The sequence below is a fragment of the Kitasatospora sp. NPDC001095 genome (genome assembly GCF_053598615.1).
Genome location: NZ_JBSFKQ010000063.1, coordinates 1 through 19,580 on the forward strand (window position 1 = coordinate 1; position 19,580 = coordinate 19,580).

Consider the following 19,580-nt stretch of genomic DNA (forward strand, 5'->3'; position numbering starts at 1 on the left):
TGGGCGCTGGACTACATGAACACCCGCTACGGCAGCCCGAACGCCGCCTGGAACTTCTGGCAGTCCCACCACTGGTACTAAGCCGACCCGTCGGCCGTCGGCAACGCCCGCGACCTTGACCATCCTCCCCCTCACCCCGGGGGCCGGACAGGGACCACTGGGATGATCCGAGAGGGCCCGTGCCCGCGCGATCCGCGTGGCACGGGCCCTCTCGCGGTCGTACGGACCCTCCGAGTGGATCCCCGAGGCCGGCTTCCCTCACTGCTGATCGCTCCGCGAAGCGCGGGGAGATCAGCTTCCTTCACTGGAAGGAAGATCTGCCACCGCGGCAATAGTCCAATGATCGGACTTTAACGGGTGTGGCATGTCGACCGGCAGAAATGGCGCCGTGCTCCATATCGCGCGCATACCATTCGGGCGTGATCAAGGATGCCGATCCTCTGAAGAATTCGCAGGCTGCTGATGTCGCCGAGAATTCTCTGCCGAGTCGACGCAAGCTGCTCGGAACCGCGGTCGCGGCAGTCGGTGCCGTGGGTTTTGCCGGCGCACTTGCGAACGGGCGTGCCTACGCGGTCAATTCTCCGTCCGGTCCGGGTGCTCTTCGAGTCGGTCGGCACCATCCGCATCCTTCGCGGCCGTCGGGAGGCGCGCTCGATCCGTCGTCCGTACCCAAGTACCGGACGCCGCTGTTCCTTCTCGGTGAAATGCCCAGCGAGGGCCGGGACTCCTACCGCATCGCGATCCGTCAGTTCCGACAGCAAATGCTGCCGAGCGGGATGCCGGCCACCACGGTCTGGGGTTACGGAGCCGTGGGCCACCAGCGGTCATTCCACACGCCGGGCCTGACCGTCGAAGCCCGTGTGGATCGGCCGATCTCCGTGACATGGGTCAACGACCTCGTCACCTCGCGCGGCCTCTATCTGCCCCATCTGTGCGCTGTGGACCCCACGTTGCACTGGGCGAACCCTCCCGGCGGAAGGGCCGGACGTGATTCGCGGCCCACCTTCTCGACCACTCCCGGGCCGTACACGGGACCGGTGCCCATCGTGACCCATCTGCACGGTGGGTACAGCAGAGAAGAGAGTGACGGATATCCCGAAGCCTGGTACCTGCCGGCATCTCGTGACATCCCTCGCGACCATGCCCGCGTAGGCACCTATTACGACCGGTTCGCCGAGCAGTTCCGCGACCGTTGCGGCGTCCGCTGGCGCCCCGGGTCGGCGACATTCGCGTACAACAATGACCAGCGCCCCGCAACTCTCTGGTACCACGACCACACTCTGGGCATGACCCGGGTGAACGTCTATGCGGGCCTTGCCGGTTTCTACCTGCTGCGAGGCGGACCTGCCGATCTCCCCTCGGGAGTACTTCCCGGGCCGGCCCCGGGGCAAGGCGGTGCGCACGGTGCTCGCCCCTACGAAATCCCCCTGGTGGTTCAGGACAAGTCCTTCAATGCGGACGGGTCGATTTTCTTCCCCAGCAGTCGCGGATACTTCGGGGACACCCCGCCGGATGGTCCCTGGATCCCCGGCACCGATATTCCGCCGATCTGGAACCCGGAGTTCTTCGGCACCACGATGGTCGTCAACGGGAACACCTGGCCGGTACTCGACGTGGAACCGCGGCGGTACCGCCTGCGCATCCTCAACGCGAGCAACGCCCGTACTCTCATCCTGAAGATCGCGGCTGACGCCACAGCCCCCCGCCCCGTCAGCCCCGCATTGCCCTTCTGGCAGATCGGAAACGACCAGGGATTCCTGCCGGCCCCGGTCCAGTCGGATCGACTCCTGTTGGCCCCCGCGGAACGCGCCGACGTGGTGGTCGACTTCACCGGCACCCCGGTCGGCACCGGGCTCTACCTGATCAATGAAGGCCCGGACGAGGCGTACGGCGGCGGCGTGCCGGTCACCGACTTCACGCCGGCGGATGTCACGACCACGGGGCAGGTCATGAAATTCACTGTCCTCCCCCTTGCCTCCACCGACACCAGTGTCCCGCCGTCACGGATCGTGCTCCCTCCGATCCCGGCGCTTCCCGAGAGCCAGGCGGTCCGGAAGCTGTCACTCAACGAAGAGGACTCCGCGTACTTCACCGGCGCGCCCACGATGGCCACGCTCGGAACAGTCACGCCAAGTGGCTCGGCCACCCCGCTCCTGTGGTCGGACCCGGTCACCGAGACGCCGGTGAAGGACGACACCGAAATCTGGGAACTGCACAACTTCACCCCCGACGCGCACCCCGTCCACATCCATCAGAGCGGATTCCAGGTCCTCGACCGCCAAGCCATCACGGGCGGCGCACTGTCACCCCCGCAGCCGGGGGAAGGCGGATACAAGGACACCGTGATCGCATTGCCGGGCAATATCACCCGCGTCAAGGTTCGCTTCGGCCTTGCGGGACGGTACGTCTGGCACTGTCACATCATCGACCATGAGGACAATGAAATGATGCGGCCGTTGCAAGTACGTGATCAGAGCGGCCGTTGAGGCCCTTTCAGCGGCGGCGGGGTGAAGGAAGCGGGAGCCTGACCCACGGAAGAGGAACGCACCGCCGTCGAGGACTGCCGGAGTGCCCTCGACCGCCTGCCCGAGCGCCTCGCCGAAGTGGCCACCCAGCCGGCCGGACCCCCGCGCGAGTTCCCGCCGCCGAATCCGGTCACCCCCTGCCGACCACCCCGATCGGCAGCAGGGGGACCGCGCCGGCGGAGCGATGCCCTTGGAGTTGACGAAGGGATCGTCACCGACGTCGTGCCCGGTGGGCACCCACCGGTACAGCGGGCCGCCCTCGGCGTAGTCGGCGGCGTTGTCCAGCCGGACCGTGTACCTGATGTGCGGCTTGAGGCCGCCGTCCACGTTCGAGCTCCAGCGCGCTGAAGTCAGGCCGGCACGAAGGTCGTCGTCGCCCCATTGGCGTCGGTCAGCGCCAGCACGGTGACACCGGTGACATCAGGTCCGATCTGCCAGCTGTAGGTGCGCGGTGGTCCGGGATCCACGAACTGGGCACCGGCGTTCTCGACCCGCTGCTCTTTGATCTTGGGAACCAGCGTGATCTGGTTCTGTCCGCCTTGGACGATGCCCTTCTCGTAGGTGATGTGGCGGTCTCCGCTCTGGCCGATCGACTCCTGGAGCTCGTAGGTGCCATCCGAGCTGAATGAGTAGTGAACCGCGCTGATGCCATCCGACTGGTATCCCCAGCCGCCCACCAGCTGGTCCGGCGTGGAGCCGCCCGACAGGTCAGGAGAGGCTGGCGAAGACGGGTTGCCCCCCACGGTGCTGTTGCCCGCACTCGGCTGTTCCGTGGCGGACGCTCCCTGACCAGCAGGGGTCGAGGTTGCTGCTGTGGGTGAGCCGGCCGGGACGGTCCGAGTGGTCGGTGACGCACCTGAGGCCCCGCCCTTGCCACCACCGCAGCCGGTCAGCACGAGCGCCGCGGCGCCCAGGCCCAGCACGGAAGCGGCACGCCTGCCGGAGGTCTTCGGACGGCCGGTCACCTGCGCTCCTTCACCGGGGGTGGACCTGATCTCTCCGACCGTCTCATCCGGGCCGGGAATCGGCACGCCGCGCGGGTCTGTTCGCCGGACGGGAGCATTCGGCTGCGGTGCACAGGAATCGTCGTACGGGCAGGTCACGACTGTCCGATCGGCCACCGTCAGATCGGCCAAGTCAATGCGGAATCCGGCGGGTCGGCGCAAGCCGCCCCGCTGTGCTGCTGTGCAGGGTCAGCGGCCCCCGCCCGGCCTTGCCGGGCGCCTGGGGCCGACTTGCCGTCGTCCTGGCTGTGCTGCCGTGCTTGGCTGCCCTGCCCTGCCCTGCCCTGCCCCGCCCTGCTCGGGCTAACTGACGGTTTCAAAATGATCTGCAGCTGCAGTCAAGGAAGATCATGATGTGAGAGCACGCTGATCCTCGCAAGCGAACGGAGCCGCATGGATGGCAGGGTCCCCTGGGGCATTTCAGTCGATCACGTTCGCGGCCTGGCGTGACCGGCCTCCTGGGCAGGACCGCGCCTCCAATCGGTACTACGTCACGCTGGCGGAACTCCTCGTGCGCCTCGGGAGCTTTGGGCTCGGCCTCGCTTGGAAGGTGCGGATCGACGATGCTCGACTGGTCACCAGGTTTGCCGAGATCGAGAAGGCTTCTTCCGGTGCCGGGATCGGCACCCTGGAGCTACTGGCCCTGGTCGCGCCGGATGTTCAGTTTGTCGACGGTGACTTCGCGGGGTATGCAGGGGACGAGCTGAGAGTGGTGCTGCGGGAGTTCGACAGCACGAGTTGGGACCTCTGCACCGCGGATGCCTCGGTACTCCGGGAGATCCGCCAGCACTACCCGGACGCGGTGCCGACTCCTGAGGATGTTCTCCAGGAGATCCCCTGGCCGACCACCCGGCGGGAGACGTGATCCAACGCTCCCACCGATCGTTTCTGGGCGAGTTGAACTGTGGGTCTTGCGCTCGGCGATCTTGATCTGCAGGGTGTCCAGCTGCGCGCTGATCTTGTTCCGAACGACCTGGGGGAGCGGGTGGCTCCGCTGCTGCCACCTTCTCCCGAACGACGCCACCGCCATCCCGGACGACTTCGCATCCCGGACAGGGCGGCTCTCGCCGGCATCATGTACGTGCTGCGGACCGGCGTTGCCTGGCCGCGACGTCCCTACCGAGACCGTGGGAGTAGCCCCTCGCCCCATCGACACCACCCACTCTTCGACAGCCCGACGCGAGCCGTTCGATTCCGACCTCGTCAGGGTGCTGGGGGAGTTGGTTCGTTTCGTGTCCACCGGGTGGTGTGATGGTGGATGATCGCGGTGTGAGTATGTGGTGGGAGACGCGCCGTACGGCCAGGTTGGCGGAGGTGGCGTACGCGCTGGAGTTCTTCGGCGCAGAGCCGGTGGAGGACCCCGGTGTCGGTGAACTAGCCGCCGTGGCCGAGGTCTTGGCGGGGGAGTACCGTGCCAGCGACCGTGGCTACGCGATACACCGTGCCGGCGACCTGTTGGACCGGGCCGCCACCGCCCTCCACGCCGCCGACCGCCTGCGTGGCACCGCCGTCCCGGTGGTCAGCCACCACCTGCGCCGCGCGGCCGTGGCCCTGGACGACGCCCGCGCTCGCCTGCTCGAGCGCCCCACCCCCTCCACATCGCCCCTGCCACCCCCCTGACCCACAACGGAGTCCGCGATGCCGTCCGCAGCCGCTGGCTGCGCCGGGCCGTCGGGATGCTGTTCGCCGGCGCCTGCTTCCGCTCGCCGGCGTCGTGGGCCGGGCCGGCTGGCCCGTGCCGTCCGGGACGGTGTCCGCCGCGCCCGGCCGGCCCGGTCACTCCGCCGACCGTTCGAGGGCGGGTACAGACGACAGGCGGGCGGCCTCGGCGGCAGCACCTTCTTCGGCCTACCGCTGATGGGAGGCCACCTCGATGACCACCACCTCGCTCGCCGCGCCCGGCCCGGACGACGGCGACCAGGCCGCCGACCACCCGACCGACCGCCAGGCGAAGGCCTCGCCCGGCCAGGGCAAGGAGCCCGGCAGTGGCACCCGCCAGGGCCGGGAGACCAGCGAGGCCACCAGCTTGCGTTTGGTCGGGACCGGCAGCATCAACGGGCCCAAGTCCTCTGCGGTGCGGGCCTGTACGCACTCGGGGCACTCCAGCCGGTCCGGCCGCGTCGGCGGCGTGGCTGATGCTGACTGACCAACGCCCCTCAACGAACACACGGCGGCGTTCGTCCAGATCGGGTTCATGCGGCGGCGTCGACGAGGGCTTGGAGCAGGCGCTGGGGGTCTTCGGCGAGTCGGTTGCAGACGTAGAGCCACCATTCCGTGCCGAAGACGACGTACTCGCGGGTGGGGTGGCCCCGCTCAGCCATGGCGTCGAGGCGGTCGGGCCCGAGGCCGAGGAGGGTTTCGAACTCCCAGGGGGCGCAGTCCTGGTCCTTCCGGCCGACGTAGTGGTCGATACGGTCGATCAGATCCCAGTCGTGGGTGGCGTAGGAGCACAGGTGGCCCGAGTCGGCCAGCTGCTCCGCGTACTTCAGGTAGGCCGCGGTCAGAGCCGGGGCTTCCCGCCGGTGGGCGATGGTCTCGGGTTCGAGGAAGGCGCCCTTGACCAGGCGGATGCGGCCGGGACGGGTGAGCAGTTCCGGTAGATCGTCCGCGGTGCGGTGCAGGCGTGCCTGGACGGTGATGCCCACGTGGTCGAAGCGCTCGCACAGCGTGCGGTGCAGGGCCAGCACCGCGTCGGTACGGTCGGAGCCTTCGGCTGAGATCATCATCTCCCGCCCGGTGGCGGCGGTGGCCTGGGCGATGCGGGAGGCGTTGGCGAGGGCGAGCTCTGCGTCGACGGCGAGGCCGATGTGGGACAGGTCGAGGGAGATTGAGCACTCGGGCGGCAGGAGCCGGGCGGCGGCGAGGAACGCGTCGGTCTCTTCGATAGCGCGCTGCGGGTCGCGGCAGCTCTCGCCCATGTACTCGACGTTCACGCGGTGGCCGGCGGCCAGGATCTGCTGCGCGCGGTCCAGGGCGTCGGGGAGGGTTTCGCCGGCCACGTACCGCCGGGCGACTTTGCGGGCCAAGGGGCCCAAAACGGGGTCGCCGGGGATGCGCCATTTCAGCTCCTCGTCGAGCGCCAGTGCGCGCAGGGCCTGGGCCGCCTGTGACGAGAGGGTGGCGTTGGTGGTGTGCGTGTGCCTGGTCATCCGGTGCCTAGCTGTTCGCGTGGTGGGGGGAAACGCCTGCGAGCCTTCCAGGACGGGGCACTCGCTGGGAGTGGCAGAAACGACGGATAGGCTGAAGTTCCTGCCACCGTCGTGAGAGGAGATCGGGAGCCCGTGCTTCGCGATGTCGCCGTCCTGGCCCTCCAAGGCGCCCACGCCTTCGAGTTGGGTGTGTTCTGCGAGGTCTTCGGCATCGACCGCGGCGACGATGCGCTCCCCGTCTACGACTTCGCTCTTGTCTCAGGAACCGGCGACAACGTGCCGATGCGGCACGGCTTCGAGGTGCGGACCCGGCACGGCCTGGAGCGACTGGCCTCGGCGGACCTCATCTGCATTCCGGCCTACGACCTGCACGTGCGGCAGCCGGACCACCTGGCCGAGGAGCTACGGGCCGCCGTCGAGCGCGGCGCCCGCGTCCTGAGCATCTGCACCGGGGCCTTCCTGCTCGGCGAGGCCGGGCTGTTGGACGGGCGGCGCTGCACCACCCACTGGCGCTACACCGACGAACTCGCCCGCCGCCACCCGCGCGCCCGGGTCGAGTCGGACGTGCTCTACATCGACGAGGACCCGGTCATCACCGGCGCTGGCACCGCTGCCGGCGTCGACACCTGCCTCCATCTGATCCGCAAGGAACACGGCAGCGCCGTCGCCAACGCGATCGCCCGCCGCATGGTCGCGCCCCCGCACCGCGATGGTGGCCAGCGCCAGTACCGCGAACGCCCCCTTCCTCGGCACGGGACAGGCTCCCTCGCCCCCGTCCTGGCCTGGATCGAAGCCAACCTCGACCAGGACCTGACCGTCGGGGCAATGGCCCGCCACGCCCATCTCTCCCCGCGGACCTTCGCCCGCCGCTTCCGGCAGGAGACCGGGACCACCCCGTTGCAGTGGCTCACCGGGCAACGCGTCCTGCTCGCCCAGCACCACCTGGAGACCACGGACGAGTCGATCACCGCCGTCGCCCACCGCACGGGCTTCGGCACCATCGACACCCTCCGCCACCACTTCGCCCGGCGCCTCGGCACGACGCCGCAGGCCTACCGGCGCACCTTCGGAGCCCCACCCACCAGCGGATGACCCGCCCAAGTCCACAGCTCCACAAGGCCCGCGCAGTGCTGTCGGCTCTCGTGAGCACCGAACAGCGCACTCGCCCAGCGCCTCGCGGAGTGCTGAACACTCAACCGTCCAGATTCGTGAACAGAGCCACGTGGGACAGTTCGGAGCCGGCCTGGCGGGCGACGACGTCCCCGATCGCTGCGGCCGCGGCCGCAGCCGCCAGGTCGAGCAGCCGGTAGGCGGTCGAGCGGCTCACCCCGAACTCGGCGCCCGCGTACGCGGCCCAGCCGCCGTCCCGAGCGCGGTCCACACGCGCGCCTGGTGCGCGGCGCGCACCCGTGCGGCCAGGACCAGGACGGCGGAGCGGACCTCCTCGATCGCGGCGCGCAGTTCCCCGGTCAGCCGCCGGGCCGCGGCCTGCGAAGCTGGGCCGGCGGGCTCCCGGTTTCGTTCGCGGCGCTCGCCCACACCCGACCCCTTCCCCGGACCGGGCGCCGGAACCGCGCGAAGGCCAGGCCGTCGGTTGTTGCGCGGTGCCCGGGCGCCCGGCCTGCTTGGGTTTCATCTCGGCCTCGTGTCGGTTGCCGGCCTCCGCCCAGTGGGAGTGGGCGTGCAGCTCAGCGGAGACCGCGCCGCTGACGGCGGACCCGCCCGCGGTCAAACTTCGCTGAGACGGGACACCGACCGCTGTCCCCTGACAGGTGATCTTGACCGCTTGCCGGCAAGCGGCGAGGCCCCTACGCGGCCCGGCCGCCCGGCACAGTCTCCGTCTTGGGCGCGGTGAGTCGGCCCCGTGGCGGATGGGACAGGCTCAGGTCACCCATTAAGCCCGATCAACAGGCTTCGATGTAGCGGATGCCCGTCCAGTCGCCGTGGGGGTCGCCGTAGGGGGCGCCCGGGGTCGTGAAGACGAGCTTCTTGTCGATGTTGTACATCTTGGCTTTGGTGCTGGTGGACTGGTTGTTGTACCAGGACCCGCCAGTCCTGGCCGCGACCGGCTGCATGTAGCAGTCCTTGAACTTGAAGGCCGGGCTGGTGTAGTTCGCACCCGCGTAGCCGCAGAAGTAGCCCTTCGGGCAGTCGGCCGGCGCCGCCGTGATGCGCGGGCCCGAACCCTGCTGCCCGGCGGCCGAGGTGGTGGCCTGGGCGGTGCCGGCCGCCGAGGCGGCGACGAGCAGGGCGCCCGCCACGAGGGCGGTGTGACGGAGCCGGGCGCGGCTGGTGGTGTGCCTCATCCGTTTTCTCCCTTTCTGGTCATCCGGTGCACTCCCTGTATGTCACCGGACGTAACCCACCGTAGAAGCGATGCTCGAGGCTTGTGAGCAGGTCCAAAGAAGAATGACCATCTGACAAAAGCTGCGTGACGTCTGTCCGCTCCGCCGTGGGGCGCGGGGCTGGTTCGCATGCTGATGCTGAGTACCGTCCGAGGGGCACCCGCGTGAAGCCGACCAGTTCGCGGATTCCTGGCGGGCTATGAAGGGGAACTGGATGGCCACTCGGGGTTGGGCGGGGCTGTGCACGACGCGTTCGCTCGGTCGAAGCCGTCGCCGACCGCGCCCGCGAACGCCTCGGCCCCGGCAGCATCGGCCGCGCCGCCCTATACGGAGCAGCATGACCGATCCGGTCGAGCGAGCTGGGGGAGACAGCCGGACCGACGCTCGATCTATCGGGAGTCTGGTGGCAGCGGACCGGCCGCGGCCACCCGCTGGAGGGCGTCCCGGCAGGCCAGGATCGCGGGGTGTCGGCTATGGCCGTGCCGTACCACGGTGAAGATGCGGCGAGAGTGCTGGCCGCGAGAGAGCTTGCGCAGGGTGACGGTGGGGGGTTGACCGCTCCAGACGAGGTCGGGGAGGAAGGCAGCGGCGTGCTTCTGCTCGACGAGGCGGAGGTGGAGCAGGAGGTCGGTCGTCTCGAACCGGACGTCGGGTTCGAAGCCGGCGTCGCGGCAAAGCGTCATGGCCCAGTACCGGGCGGGGGTGCCTGCGGGCTCCATCACCCAGGGGTGGTCGGCCAGCGAGCGCAGCGCCGCCAGGGGGCCGTCGCTGTCCGAGCTCGTGCCGGGGCTTGGCAGGGCGAGGTGCAGCGGATCGTCCAGGAGGTGTTCCTGGTGGAGTTCCGCGGACCGGGGGTTGGGATTGCCGGGGTACTCCTCGGCGAGGACGAGGTCGAAATCGCGGGCCTGTAGAGCGGCAAGCGCTTGTTCGGGTTCCATATGGGTGAGGTGGACCCGGAGGTGGGGGTGCTGGTCGCGGAGCAGGCCGAGCGCGGCGGGGACCAGGGCGAGGGCGGCCGTCTGGAACGAGGCGATGCGCAGGGTGCCCGTCAGTTCGGTCAGGGAGGCGGCGATGTCCGCCTCCGCGCGCTCCAGGCGTTCGAGGACCGCTTCGGTGTGGGCGACAAGGATCTCGGCCTGCTCGGTGAGGCGCACCCGGCGTCCGACCGGTTCCAGGAGCGGGACGCCGACCTCGGCTTCCAGCTGGGAGAGCTGCTGGGAGACGGAGGAAGGGGCGTAGGACAGGGCCGCGGCGACGGCTGCCAGGGTGCCGCGGTGCTTGAGTTCCCGCAGCAGGCGCAGCCGGTGCAGGTCGAACACGGGCATCCCCTCTCCGGCGCCGGCGCAGCTGGTGGCCGAATGGTCAGTTTTCCTGATGAGTATAGGTCGGAAAGATCTGCTGGACCGATGAGAGGAGGCGGCTGATCATGGACTCATGTCTGAGCACTTCCTCTTCCCGCCCGCCGTTCCGTGGTTCACGCGGCCCGGCGCCCGTGCCTGGCGGTGCGATCCCGCCCCCGCCGAGGTGCGGGGCTTCCACGCCTCGCTGCCCGACTACGCGCCCACCCAGTTGACCGAAATTCCCTCACTGGCCCATGAGTTCGCGGTCGGCCGGGTGTTCGTCAAGGATGAGTCGCACCGGCTCGGCCTTCCTGCGTTCAAGGCGCTCGGAGCGTCCTGGGCGATCCACCGGGTCCTCGCCGCGCGCGCAGCGAGCGGCGTGCAGCCAGGAGCGGTCACCTTGGTGACCGCAACCGACGGCAACCACGGCCGGGCGGTGGCCCGCACGGCGCGACTGCTCGGGCAGGACGCCCACGTCTTCGTCGCGCAGGGCGTTCATCCGCAGGCCGTCGCCGCCATCGTCGCCGAACAAGCCAAGGTCACTGAGGTCCCGGGCACCTACGACGAGGCCGTGCGGATGGCGGCCGAGGCGGCTGCGGGGCCCGACGCGGTCCTGGTCCAGGACACCGCCTGGCCGGGCTACGAACAGATCCCGGGGTGGATCGTCGAGGGCTACTCCACCCTCTGCGCCGAGATCGACGAACAACTGGCGGGGCAGGGAATCGCCGAAGGCCCCGACCTGGTGTCCATCCCGGTGGGGGTGGGGGCCCTGGCGCAGGCGGTGATCACCCACTACCGCAGCCGCCCGTCCGGGCAGGCGCCGGCGCTGCTGTCGGTGGAGCCCGAGGCCGCGGCCTGCGTGCTGGAGAGCCTCACCCGCGGTGAACCCGTCAGCGTCACCACCGGGGACACCACCATGGCCGGGTTGAACTGCGGTACCCCGTCCAGCATCGCGTGGCCCTACCTCCACGGCGGGCTGGACGCCGCTGTCGCTGTCGCGGACCGCGACAGTGCCCGCGCGGCAGCCGATCTCGCAGCGGGTGGCGTCGCCTCGGGTCCTTGCGGCGCCGCCGCCCTCGCCGGTCTGCGCACCGCGCTCACCGGGGCGGGCGCCGAGGCACGCCGCACCGCGCTGGGGCTGGGCCCGTCCTCAGTGGTCGTGCTGCTCAGCACCGAGGGCACTGCAGCCAATCCGCGCACCGTTACCGGCCACTGAGCCCGCAGGACCTCAACTCCCCGCCCACGCCACCGTTTCCGACCAGCCCCGGGAGAAGGCACATGAACAGCCCCGCCCCCGACAGTCCCTGATGGATCTCGCCGAGTTCGGCGCCTACAGCGACGAGCGCACGGGCCATCTTCGTGCGCGGCGAGTGCGACGGCATCAGCCACAACCCCCGCGAATACTCGGCCCCGAGGCATGCGCCCACGGCGTGGACGTCCTGGCCACCACCCTCCTGCGCCTGGCGAACCAGGACCGACCGCCGCACGGCCGGCAGACGACCAGGGGGAGGACACGGTGCTCGGCAAGCACCGGGACACCCTCCACTCTCAAGGCCTCGGTGCGCACCCCAGGCAGCCTCGCCACGCCCGGAAGGACATCATGTTGCCCGAGACACCCTCCACTCCGGCAGGCCTGCTGGCCCGACTGGTCGCCATCGACTCCGTCAACCCCGACCTCGTCCCCGGCGGGGCAGGCGAGGGCATCATCGCTGACTACTGCGGCCAGTGGCTGGCCGCCCGCGGCTTCGAGGTGCATCGGCTGGAGAAGGGCCCGGGCCGGCCCTCGCTCGTGGCGGTCGTCCGCGGCACGGGCGGGGGCCGGTCCCTCATGCTCAACGGCCACCTCGACACCGTCAGTCTCGCCGACTACGACGGCGACCCGCTCGACCCGCTGGTCCGTGACGGCCAGATGCACGGCCGCGGCACCTTCGACATGAAAGGCGGCATCGCCGCCATGATGGTCGCCGCCGCCCGCGCCACCGTCCGCAGTCCGCTGCGCGGCGACGTCATCCTCGCCCTGGTCGCCGACGAGGAGTACGCCAGCTCCGGCACCGAGGAAGTCCTTCGATCGTTCACCGCCGACGCGGCCATCGTCACCGAGCCGAGCCACCTCGAAGTCACCCTCGCTCACAAGGGCTTCGCCTGGTTCGACATCGAGATCGCCGGGCGCGCGGCCCACGGCTCACGGCCCGAGCTCGGCATCGACGCCATCGCCAAGGCCGGCCACTTCTTGGTCGCCCTGGAGGAGCTGGGACAGCGCCTCGCCCGGGGCCCGGCACACCCACTCATGGGCACCGGCACCGTGCACGCCTCCATGATCCACGGCGGCGAGGAACCCTCCACCTACCCCGCACACTGCCGCATCACCCTGGAACGGCGCACTGTCCCCGGCGAGACCGCGGACAGCGTCGAACAGGAACTCACCACCGTTCTCGACCACCTGACCGCAACGGTCCCCGACTTCGGCTACCGAATTCAGCGCGGACTGCACCGCGAGCCGTTCGAGGCCGACCCCGAGGCACTCATCGTCCGGACCTTCACCCGCCACGCCGAAGCCGTGCTCGGACGCCCGCCAGTCGTGCGTGCCGAGCCGTACTGGACCGACTGCGCCCTGCTGGACCGCGCGGGCATCCCCTGCCTGCTCTTCGGGGTCGACGGCGAAGGCGCGCACGCGGCCACGGAGTACGTCGACCTCGCCTCGCTCGACCGCCTCAGCGAGATCCTCACCGCCACCATCACGGACTTCTGCTCCTGAGCCCGCCGCCGGGCCCGGGAGAACGAGCCGGCAGGCCACGTAACGCCGCGGTTTGTGCGGGACTGCGGGATCCGGACAGGCGCCGCCACCGCCACCGCCACCGCCGCCGTCGTCGTCTCGCAGTACGCGTACGACGAGCAGGGCCGGCTGCGCGAGGTCTGGGACCCGCGGACCCTCCGGCTTCCCCCGGGCACCGTCCAGTACCTCGGCGCCGCCCTCATGCCTGCCGCAGCGATCGTGCGCATTCGACGAAGGCACGCCCTGATGCCGGGGAAGCCGGGCATCACGCGGGGGGATCACGGCGGGTCGAGTGGTGTGACGCGGGGCCGGCCCGGAAGGTGGCCCGGTAGTCCGCGGGGGAGGTGCCGACGTAGCGGTGGAAGGCCGCGCGGAAGGCGGCGGGGCTGCCCAGACCGCTGAGGTGGGCGACCTGTTCGACGGGACTGGTGGTCGTCTCCAGGAGTTCGCGGGCCCAGTCGATGCGGGCGGCGCTCAGCCAGGCCATCGGCGCGGTGCCGGTCTCCTGCTGGAAGCGGCGGATGAACGTGCGGCGGGACATGTGCGCACGCTGGGCCAGCTCGTCCACGCTCTGGCGGCGGGCGAGGTTGTCGAGCATCCAGGCGCGAAGGGGCGCGAGGCTCTCTCCGCGGGAGGCGGGCCGGAAACGCTCGATGAACTGCGCCTGGCCGCCGGAACGTTGGGGCGGCGCGACGAGCGCGCGGGCGCGGGCGTTGGCGGCCGCGGCGCCGTGGTCCCTGCGGATGACGTGCAGGCACAGGTCGACGCCCGCGGTGACCCCAGCGGAGGTGAGGACGTCACCGTCGTCGACGTAGAGCTGGTTCGGCCGGACATCGATCCTCGGGTACAGGCGTTGCAGCTCAGCGGCATCTTGCCAGTGGGTCGTCGCCGGGCGCCCGTCCAGCAGCCCGGCTGCCGCCAGGGCGAACGCCCCGGTACAGATCGACACCAGCCGCGCTCCGCGCTCGTGCGCCGACCGGATTGCCGACAGCGCGGCAGCGGGAACCGGGCCGTCCGGACCCTCGTAGCCGGGGACGACGACGGTATCGGCGTCCCGCAGCGCCTCCAGCCCGGTGGACGTGCCCACCGTGAACCCGCCGCTGCACACCGGTCCGGCCGACGGATCGGTGCAGACGGTGACCCGGTAGTGCGGGTCCGACCCGAAGATCTGCACCGGAATTCCGAGGTCGAGTGGGAGGACCCCGGGCAGGGCCAGCACCGCGACCCGGTGCCCGTCATCCGCCAACATGGCACGATCCTAGCGGTGATCGGCCTGCATGCCACTGTCGGAGGGGAAGCACGCTTCGTAGCCTGCGCTCATGGAACTCTCACTCGACCTGCCCACCGGCCCCCTGGCCGAGGCCGTCCTCTCCACCGCGCGTGCTTCCGAAACCGCGCCGATCGTCAACCACAGCGTGCGCAGCTTCCTCTTCGCTCAACTCCTCGCCGACCACGAAGGATGCCTGACGGACACCGCCTACGACCGCGATCTGCTGTTCGCCGCGACCGTCCTGCACGATCTGGGCACGGGCAGCCTCGCCAAGGGCGGTGCCCGGTTCGAGGTGGAAGGCGCGGACCTCGCGGCGGACCTGCTGCGGCGGCACGAGGTCCCCGAGGCGGACGTCGACCGGGTCTGGGAGGCCATCGCCCTGCACACCTCGCCCGGCATCGCCGAGCGCCGCGGCCTGCTGTGCTACCTCACGCGCGCGGGCGTGTGTGCCGACTTCGGCCGTGACGCGGAGATCACCGCCCGGTGGGAGAAGCAGATCCACGCGGCCTACCCCCGCCTGGCCATGGTTCGCTCACTCGTCGACGCGATCGTCGAGCGAGCCGCCCGGTCGGACGCCGCCGCTCCCCGCTACTCGTTCGGCGGGGAACTCCTCCGCGAACGCCGGGCCGACGGCGTGACCGGCCTGGAACTCGCCACCGCTGCCGCCTCCTGGGGAGAGTGAGCGGCCCCAGCGGCATGCCGGCTCAGTCGGGGATGACCCCGCTGCACCGGCTCCTCCGTGGCGGGGACACGCCGGCCGTGCAGGACCCGGTCAGGGGGCTCGGCCCGGTTGGCAGTCGACCGAGCTACGACACGCTGACCGTGCACATGCTCGACAAGGTCCTTCGCGAGGAGACCGCACGCCTCGGCCTCTGGATCGACACCTCGCTCCAGACTCCCGCCGAGACCGTGGACGAGATCCTTGCCCGCGCTTGGACTGAGGCCCGCATCGGAGAACCACCAGCGTGAAGTTCCACGAACGACTGGAGCTGGCCCTGTACAGCAGCCGACCCGCGCGACCTGGGCCGCCCGGTCCTGGACTCCCCGCTGGTGCGCGGCTCGATGTGGCTGCGCTGGAGCGGCCACGACGGTATCCGCACCCTCCATCACGGGGCAGGCCTGGCCCGGGGCTGGGTGGAGAAGGACGTGGACGGCCTGGACGGCTGGGTGGCCCTGGTCGAAAGCAGGATCGTGCGCAGTGCCCGCCAGGGCCTCGCCGTGCCGGAGCCCGTCGTGCACGCCGAGGTGTGGGAGGCCGGCACCTCCGCGTCCGTGGGCTCCGTCGCCGATTCGTACGACAACGCGATGGCAGAGGCCCTGAACGGCACGTTCAAGGCCGAACTGATCGACATCAAGGTACTTGGCGGGACTTCGACGAGGTCGAACGGGCCGTCTTCCGGTGGGTCGCGAGTCGCAGGGGGTGGGCGCCCATACAGGCGCCCACCCCCTGTCGTTTCCCACACCGCGGCGGCCGGCACCAACAGCCTCACGGACCGTCGGGCCGCGTTCAACGAGTTCAAGGCCCGTACCGGCCAGGACGGCGAGGAGTGCGGCATCCTCTGCAACGCCCGGCTCCTGTCGGAAGGGATCAGACTGTCAGTCCGGTGATCTGCTCGACGAAGGTCGGCCCGCCCACACAACGTCGGCGCGGTGGTGGTCGGCCGTCGCGTATCCGACGACCTCACGGCCGGAAGGAGCGCTACAAGGTCGAGCCGGGATCGAGGGCACGATCTCGCAGGCCGTCCAACGTTGCGGCCTGCGTAGATCCCGCTACCAGGGCCGGGCGAAGACCAGCCTCCAGCACCAGCTCACCGACGCCGCCATCAACCTCGCTCGCATCGACGCCCACCTCACCCAAACACCCCGGGCCCGCACCCGCACCAGCCACTTCGCAGCACTTCGTTCCGCCGACCGACCGGTCGGCGGGGCGAAGCAGGGCCCGAATTAATCAACAGTGTCCTGACCATCCCTTCGGGCCCCGGCTCTTTCAAGATCCGTCCCAAATTCCCAGACGCTTGAGCCGACGCTGCCGGAGCCGCTCTGAGACGGCCGTGAGACCAAAGACGAGCCCCATGAGCAGCCCGCATATCACAGCAATCAGGGGATCATCCGGCTCCTCCTCGCGCGACAGCGACAAGCCGAGAAGGGTGAAGGGCACAGCGGCACAGAGGCCGGTGCCGATCGGGTGTCGGGCCACCCACTTCTGGATCCACGTCGGATGCCGCTGCCCACCCAGGGCCCGGTCCCAAGCCCAAAAACCGTCCGCCAGAGACCGCCGCCAGTTCGCCACGGAAGAAGGATATGGCAGCCGATCGGCTGCCCGCTGGGCGCGCTTGCGGTGTTCAGCCTGACGTTCCGCCGTCACGCCGAGAGGGTGCCCGACGCTCCTCTGGCCTTTCGGCCCACCGGCTTTCGCTTCTTGAATCATCCTTCTCCCGCCGGGGAGTTCAGCTCTCCTTGCGGTCGGCCTACCAGGCTCATCGGCCTGGACCTCGACGGGGTTTCCACGTTCCGCACCAGTAAGACGCGACTGGAGTGGGCGCCCCCTCTACCCCGGGTCCAGCGGTGTCCTCCCTCCGGGCTCAGCTACCCGAAGGTCGCTTGGCGCCTTCCAGCACCGGGTCCTGTGACCGCCGCCAACACGCCATCGACGCGGTCTTAAAGTCACGAGGCATCATCAAGGGTTCACTTGCGTTCGCCCGTCCAGCCTTCCCCTCACCTGTTGCACCCCGATGGCCAGGACACTCTTGGGCTTGAACGCTCCGCTTCACACCCCGCCGTTGCCAGCGACGCATGGCAGCGCGGGGACGGGCCTTTGACACTGGCCCGAAGTTCAGCCGCTCGATACCTCCTTCACGTGGCTGGACTTACTTACCTGGAGCGACTTCGTGTCGCACACTGAGCACTTCAGTTGGCGAGTGAGCGCATGAGCTGGCGGGGAGGGCGCTCAGTTTCGCCCTGGCACGAGCAGAGGAGACGGTGAGGGGGGTGGGATCGGGCGTTTACTCCGCTCCCTGAGGCGCACCCGAGGGACCGTCCAGCCACCCCCCTTTGCCCCGGGCCGCCCATGGCGGACACTCCGAGTCGAAGCCGGAGCGGGCGTTCCCACCTTAGCCCTCCCCACTGCCAGCACACTGCGCCCCGACCTGCGGACTGACAATCCTCCGCCCGCCAACAACAACGCTTAGTGGTCGGCTCTCGAAGTCCTTCGGGGGTTGAACCTGACCGGCCCGGGGATCGGACAACCAAAGGCTTACCCGAAACCGATGTCAAAACAATGGAATGCCACTGTTTTGAATCGACATAAGGCGATATTTACCAATGCAGGCGATCCCGATCCTGTTCCCCACCCTGGAGCTCCTGGTCCAGCGCGGCACCCCTGGGGGTTCCCACGCGGGGACTGCCCACGGCGAGGACGGCGGCGACCAGCATGCTGGTGCTGGTCCCGGGCGGAACTGCTGATGGCGGTCACCGCCGGGCCCACGATGGCGCTGTGGGTCCTGGCCCCGGCCACCTGGCTCACCAACCTGGGCTCACTGGTGGCCTCGGCCTCGGTGGCCGAGACCATCCTCTCCCACGCCCCGCCCGGTCGGTCCGGTGCCGTCGCCTCCGTCCAGCCGGCGTTCGGAATGACCGGCTACGCCCTCGGCCCCGCCGTCTACCTCCTGCTGTTCAAGCTCTTCTTCCGACGGCAGTGGCTCAACGACCCCGATGCGCGCGGCCTGTCGGAGACCCAGGCCGCCCAGGCCGTGGACGCGACCCGAAGTGCGGTGGCCCACGCCGTAGCAGCCGGCCGACCGCGGGCGGCACGCGCACAGGGTGACCCCACGGACGGACGGGGGCGGCCCTGGGGCGGTGCGGTGAGGGGGCCGGTGGCCTTCGGGTGCCGGTCGGGCGCGGCCCGGCGGACCGGGACGCCGCGCCTTCGCCGGCCACCCCGATCCCGACGGCCGTCGCCGCGGTGCTCGCGAGTGCCGGATCCGTCCGGTACCGGCCCCCGGGAGACCTCGTGCGGGCGGCCCGGGCCGGCCTACCGTGACGGGGTGAGCGACGAGACGAACGGGTGCACCGGGCGGGTCCTGGTCCTGGTGCTGCCCGAGGTGAATCTGTTGGACCTCGGTGGCCCTGTGCAGGTGTTCGACGCCGCGGCGCATTTCGGCGGCGGCTACCGGCTGGAGTACGTCGGCGAGACAGACGCTCTGCGGTCCGCCCAGGGCCTGCGGCTGGCCGGTCTGGCACCGCTGCCGACGAAGCGGCCGACGGCCGGTGACCTGGTGCTCGTACCGGGGCCCCGGCTGACCGGATCCGACCGGCTGGTCGAGCCCGCCGTGGTGCGCTGGGTCCGTGAGGCCCACGACGCGGGTGCCCGGGTGGCGTCGGTGTGCAGCGGTGCCGCCGTCCTGGGGGAAGCGGGACTGCTGGACGGCAGGTGGTGCACGACCCACTGGTCGCTCACCTCGGCGATGCGCGAGCGGTACCCGCGGGCCCGGGTACGCGAGGCCGCGCTCTACGTGCACGACGGGCGGATCAGCACCAGTGCGGGGATCTCGTCGGGGATCGATCTCGCGCTGTCCCTGGTCGAGCGGGACCGCGGCCCGGAACTGGCCGCGCGGGTCGCCCGCGAACTGGTGCTGTACCTGCGGCGGGACGGGGACGCGACGCAGATCAGTCCGTTCCTGCGGCACCGCGACCACGTCCAGCCCGCGGTGCACCGGGTGCAGGACCACCTGGCCCAGCACCTGGACGCCTCCTTCACCCTGCGGGAACTCGCCGGCGTCGCCGGGCTGTCCCCGCGCGGTCTGACGCGGGCCTTCACCGCGGTCACCGGCATCACCCCGTTCGCCTACCAGCGGCGACTGCGCCTGGAGCGGGCCCGCTGCCTGCTGTCCGGCACCGATCTGACGGTGGAGGCGGTCGCGGCCCGCTGCGGCTTCCGCGACGCGCGGCAGCTGCGCCGGGTGGTCGCCGATGCCTTCGGAGTGCCTCCCTCGCGGCTGCGCGCACCGCTGCGGCCGACCGCCTGACGGACCGGCCCCGCGTCAGGGCCGTCGCCCCCTGCCTCCCCGGCCTCCTCCGCTTTCGCGTCTCCACGGGTCTCCCCGTTTCCCCGAAGCCGTTTCCACCAGGGCCGACGGCACCACACCGCCGATCGATGCCCGGATTGTCGAGGTATG

The 19,580-nt window shown here is 70.4% G+C and carries 19 protein-coding genes and 2 pseudogenes; 14 read left to right on the plus strand and 7 right to left on the minus strand.

The features are described from left to right. On the plus strand, positions 1-81 hold an 81-nt coding region (locus ACWDBB_RS32465), incomplete at its 5' end, for an aggregation-promoting factor C-terminal-like domain-containing protein (RefSeq protein WP_449793027.1). A 338-nt stretch (positions 82-419) separates the two neighbouring features. After that, positions 420-2,486, plus strand: coding sequence for a multicopper oxidase family protein (locus ACWDBB_RS32470; RefSeq protein ID WP_449792990.1), 2,067 nt, complete (start codon positions 420-422; stop codon positions 2,484-2,486). 389 nt (positions 2,487-2,875) lie between these two features. Here ACWDBB_RS32470 and ACWDBB_RS32475 read toward each other — a convergent pair whose 3' ends face one another. Then, positions 2,876-3,661 carry a hypothetical protein gene (locus ACWDBB_RS32475; RefSeq protein ID WP_449792991.1) on the minus strand — a complete coding sequence of 262 codons (786 nt, stop codon included), beginning with the start codon at positions 3,659-3,661 and terminating at the stop codon, positions 2,876-2,878. Positions 3,662-3,926: 265 nt separating this feature from the next. On the opposite strand from ACWDBB_RS32475, the gene ACWDBB_RS32480 reads away from it, so the two are divergent. The 4 genes and pseudogenes from ACWDBB_RS32480 (at position 3,927) to ACWDBB_RS32495 (ending at position 5,675) form a co-directional block, all read left to right on the plus strand. Continuing rightward, positions 3,927-4,394, plus strand: coding sequence for a hypothetical protein (locus ACWDBB_RS32480; protein WP_449792992.1), 468 nt, complete (start codon positions 3,927-3,929; stop codon positions 4,392-4,394). An 81-nt stretch (positions 4,395-4,475) separates the two neighbouring features. Next, positions 4,476-4,646 (plus strand): annotated as a pseudogene (locus tag ACWDBB_RS32485) (transposase); the annotation flags it as partial. A gap of 152 nt (positions 4,647-4,798) precedes the next feature. Next, positions 4,799-5,149 (plus strand): hypothetical protein, encoded by a 351-nt coding sequence (locus ACWDBB_RS32490; protein ID WP_449792993.1) that lies wholly within the window; start codon positions 4,799-4,801, stop codon positions 5,147-5,149. Positions 5,150-5,402: 253 nt separating this feature from the next. After that, complete coding sequence (locus ACWDBB_RS32495) at positions 5,403-5,675, plus strand: hypothetical protein (protein WP_449792994.1); 273 nt, start codon at positions 5,403-5,405, stop codon at positions 5,673-5,675. A gap of 46 nt (positions 5,676-5,721) precedes the next feature. Here the strand turns inward: ACWDBB_RS32495 and ACWDBB_RS32500 are convergent, their stop codons facing one another. Further along, complete coding sequence (locus ACWDBB_RS32500; protein ID WP_449792995.1) at positions 5,722-6,678, minus strand: proline dehydrogenase family protein; 957 nt, start codon at positions 6,676-6,678, stop codon at positions 5,722-5,724. A gap of 132 nt (positions 6,679-6,810) precedes the next feature. On the opposite strand from ACWDBB_RS32500, the gene ACWDBB_RS32505 reads away from it, so the two are divergent. Next, positions 6,811-7,770, plus strand: a complete 960-nt coding sequence (locus tag ACWDBB_RS32505; RefSeq protein WP_449792996.1) for a GlxA family transcriptional regulator — start codon at positions 6,811-6,813, stop codon at positions 7,768-7,770. Positions 7,771-7,870: 100 nt separating this feature from the next. On the opposite strand, the gene ACWDBB_RS32510 is transcribed toward ACWDBB_RS32505, so the two are convergent. The 3 genes from ACWDBB_RS32510 to ACWDBB_RS32520 all read right to left on the minus strand — a co-directional run bounded on the left by ACWDBB_RS32510 (position 7,871) and on the right by ACWDBB_RS32520 (position 10,342). Continuing rightward, a complete protein-coding gene (locus tag ACWDBB_RS32510; protein WP_449792997.1) occupies positions 7,871-8,059 on the minus strand; it encodes a hypothetical protein in 189 nt (62 codons plus the stop codon). A gap of 523 nt (positions 8,060-8,582) precedes the next feature. Next, positions 8,583-8,984, minus strand: a complete 402-nt coding sequence (locus ACWDBB_RS32515) for a peptidase inhibitor family I36 protein (protein WP_449792998.1) — start codon at positions 8,982-8,984, stop codon at positions 8,583-8,585. Positions 8,985-9,412: 428 nt separating this feature from the next. Continuing rightward, the gene (locus tag ACWDBB_RS32520) at positions 9,413-10,342 is read right to left on the minus strand and encodes a LysR family transcriptional regulator (protein ID WP_449793028.1); all 930 of its coding nucleotides are present in this window, start codon (positions 10,340-10,342) and stop codon (positions 9,413-9,415) included. 115 nt (positions 10,343-10,457) lie between these two features. Between ACWDBB_RS32520 and ACWDBB_RS32525 the strand changes: the two genes are divergently transcribed. Both ACWDBB_RS32525 and ACWDBB_RS32530 read left to right on the plus strand, forming a co-directional pair. Then, positions 10,458-11,579 carry a diaminopropionate ammonia-lyase gene (locus tag ACWDBB_RS32525; protein WP_449792999.1) on the plus strand — a complete coding sequence of 374 codons (1,122 nt, stop codon included), beginning with the start codon at positions 10,458-10,460 and terminating at the stop codon, positions 11,577-11,579. 384 nt (positions 11,580-11,963) lie between these two features. After that, a complete protein-coding gene (locus ACWDBB_RS32530) occupies positions 11,964-13,118 on the plus strand; it encodes an ArgE/DapE family deacylase (protein WP_449793000.1) in 1,155 nt (384 codons plus the stop codon). Positions 13,119-13,401: 283 nt separating this feature from the next. On the opposite strand, the gene ACWDBB_RS32535 is transcribed toward ACWDBB_RS32530, so the two are convergent. Further along, on the minus strand, positions 13,402-14,385 hold the full coding sequence (locus tag ACWDBB_RS32535) for a GlxA family transcriptional regulator (protein WP_449793001.1): 984 nt from the start codon (positions 14,383-14,385) through the stop codon (positions 13,402-13,404). A gap of 70 nt (positions 14,386-14,455) precedes the next feature. Here ACWDBB_RS32535 and ACWDBB_RS32540 point away from each other — a divergent pair, with 70 nt between their 5' ends. The 4 genes and pseudogenes from ACWDBB_RS32540 to ACWDBB_RS32555 form a co-directional block, all read left to right on the plus strand. After that, positions 14,456-15,088, plus strand: a complete 633-nt coding sequence (locus tag ACWDBB_RS32540) for an HD domain-containing protein (RefSeq protein ID WP_449793002.1) — start codon at positions 14,456-14,458, stop codon at positions 15,086-15,088. After that, on the plus strand, positions 15,085-15,375 hold the full coding sequence (locus ACWDBB_RS32545; RefSeq protein ID WP_449793003.1) for a hypothetical protein: 291 nt from the start codon (positions 15,085-15,087) through the stop codon (positions 15,373-15,375). The genes ACWDBB_RS32540 and ACWDBB_RS32545 overlap by 4 nt, the downstream gene beginning before the upstream one ends. Before the next feature lie 81 nt (positions 15,376-15,456). Further along, positions 15,457-16,014, plus strand: coding sequence for a hypothetical protein (locus ACWDBB_RS32550; RefSeq protein WP_449793004.1), 558 nt, complete (start codon positions 15,457-15,459; stop codon positions 16,012-16,014). 83 nt (positions 16,015-16,097) lie between these two features. Continuing rightward, positions 16,098-16,354: pseudogene (locus ACWDBB_RS32555) on the plus strand (transposase); the annotation flags it as partial. A 39-nt stretch (positions 16,355-16,393) separates the two neighbouring features. On the opposite strand, the gene ACWDBB_RS32560 reads toward ACWDBB_RS32555, so the two are convergent. Beyond that, complete coding sequence (locus tag ACWDBB_RS32560; protein WP_449793005.1) at positions 16,394-16,696, minus strand: hypothetical protein; 303 nt, start codon at positions 16,694-16,696, stop codon at positions 16,394-16,396. A gap of 1,753 nt (positions 16,697-18,449) precedes the next feature. Here ACWDBB_RS32560 and ACWDBB_RS32565 point away from each other — a divergent pair. Further along, the gene (locus ACWDBB_RS32565) at positions 18,450-19,430 is read left to right on the plus strand and encodes a GlxA family transcriptional regulator (protein ID WP_449793006.1); all 981 of its coding nucleotides are present in this window, start codon (positions 18,450-18,452) and stop codon (positions 19,428-19,430) included. Positions 19,431-19,580: the final 150 nt, after the last annotated feature.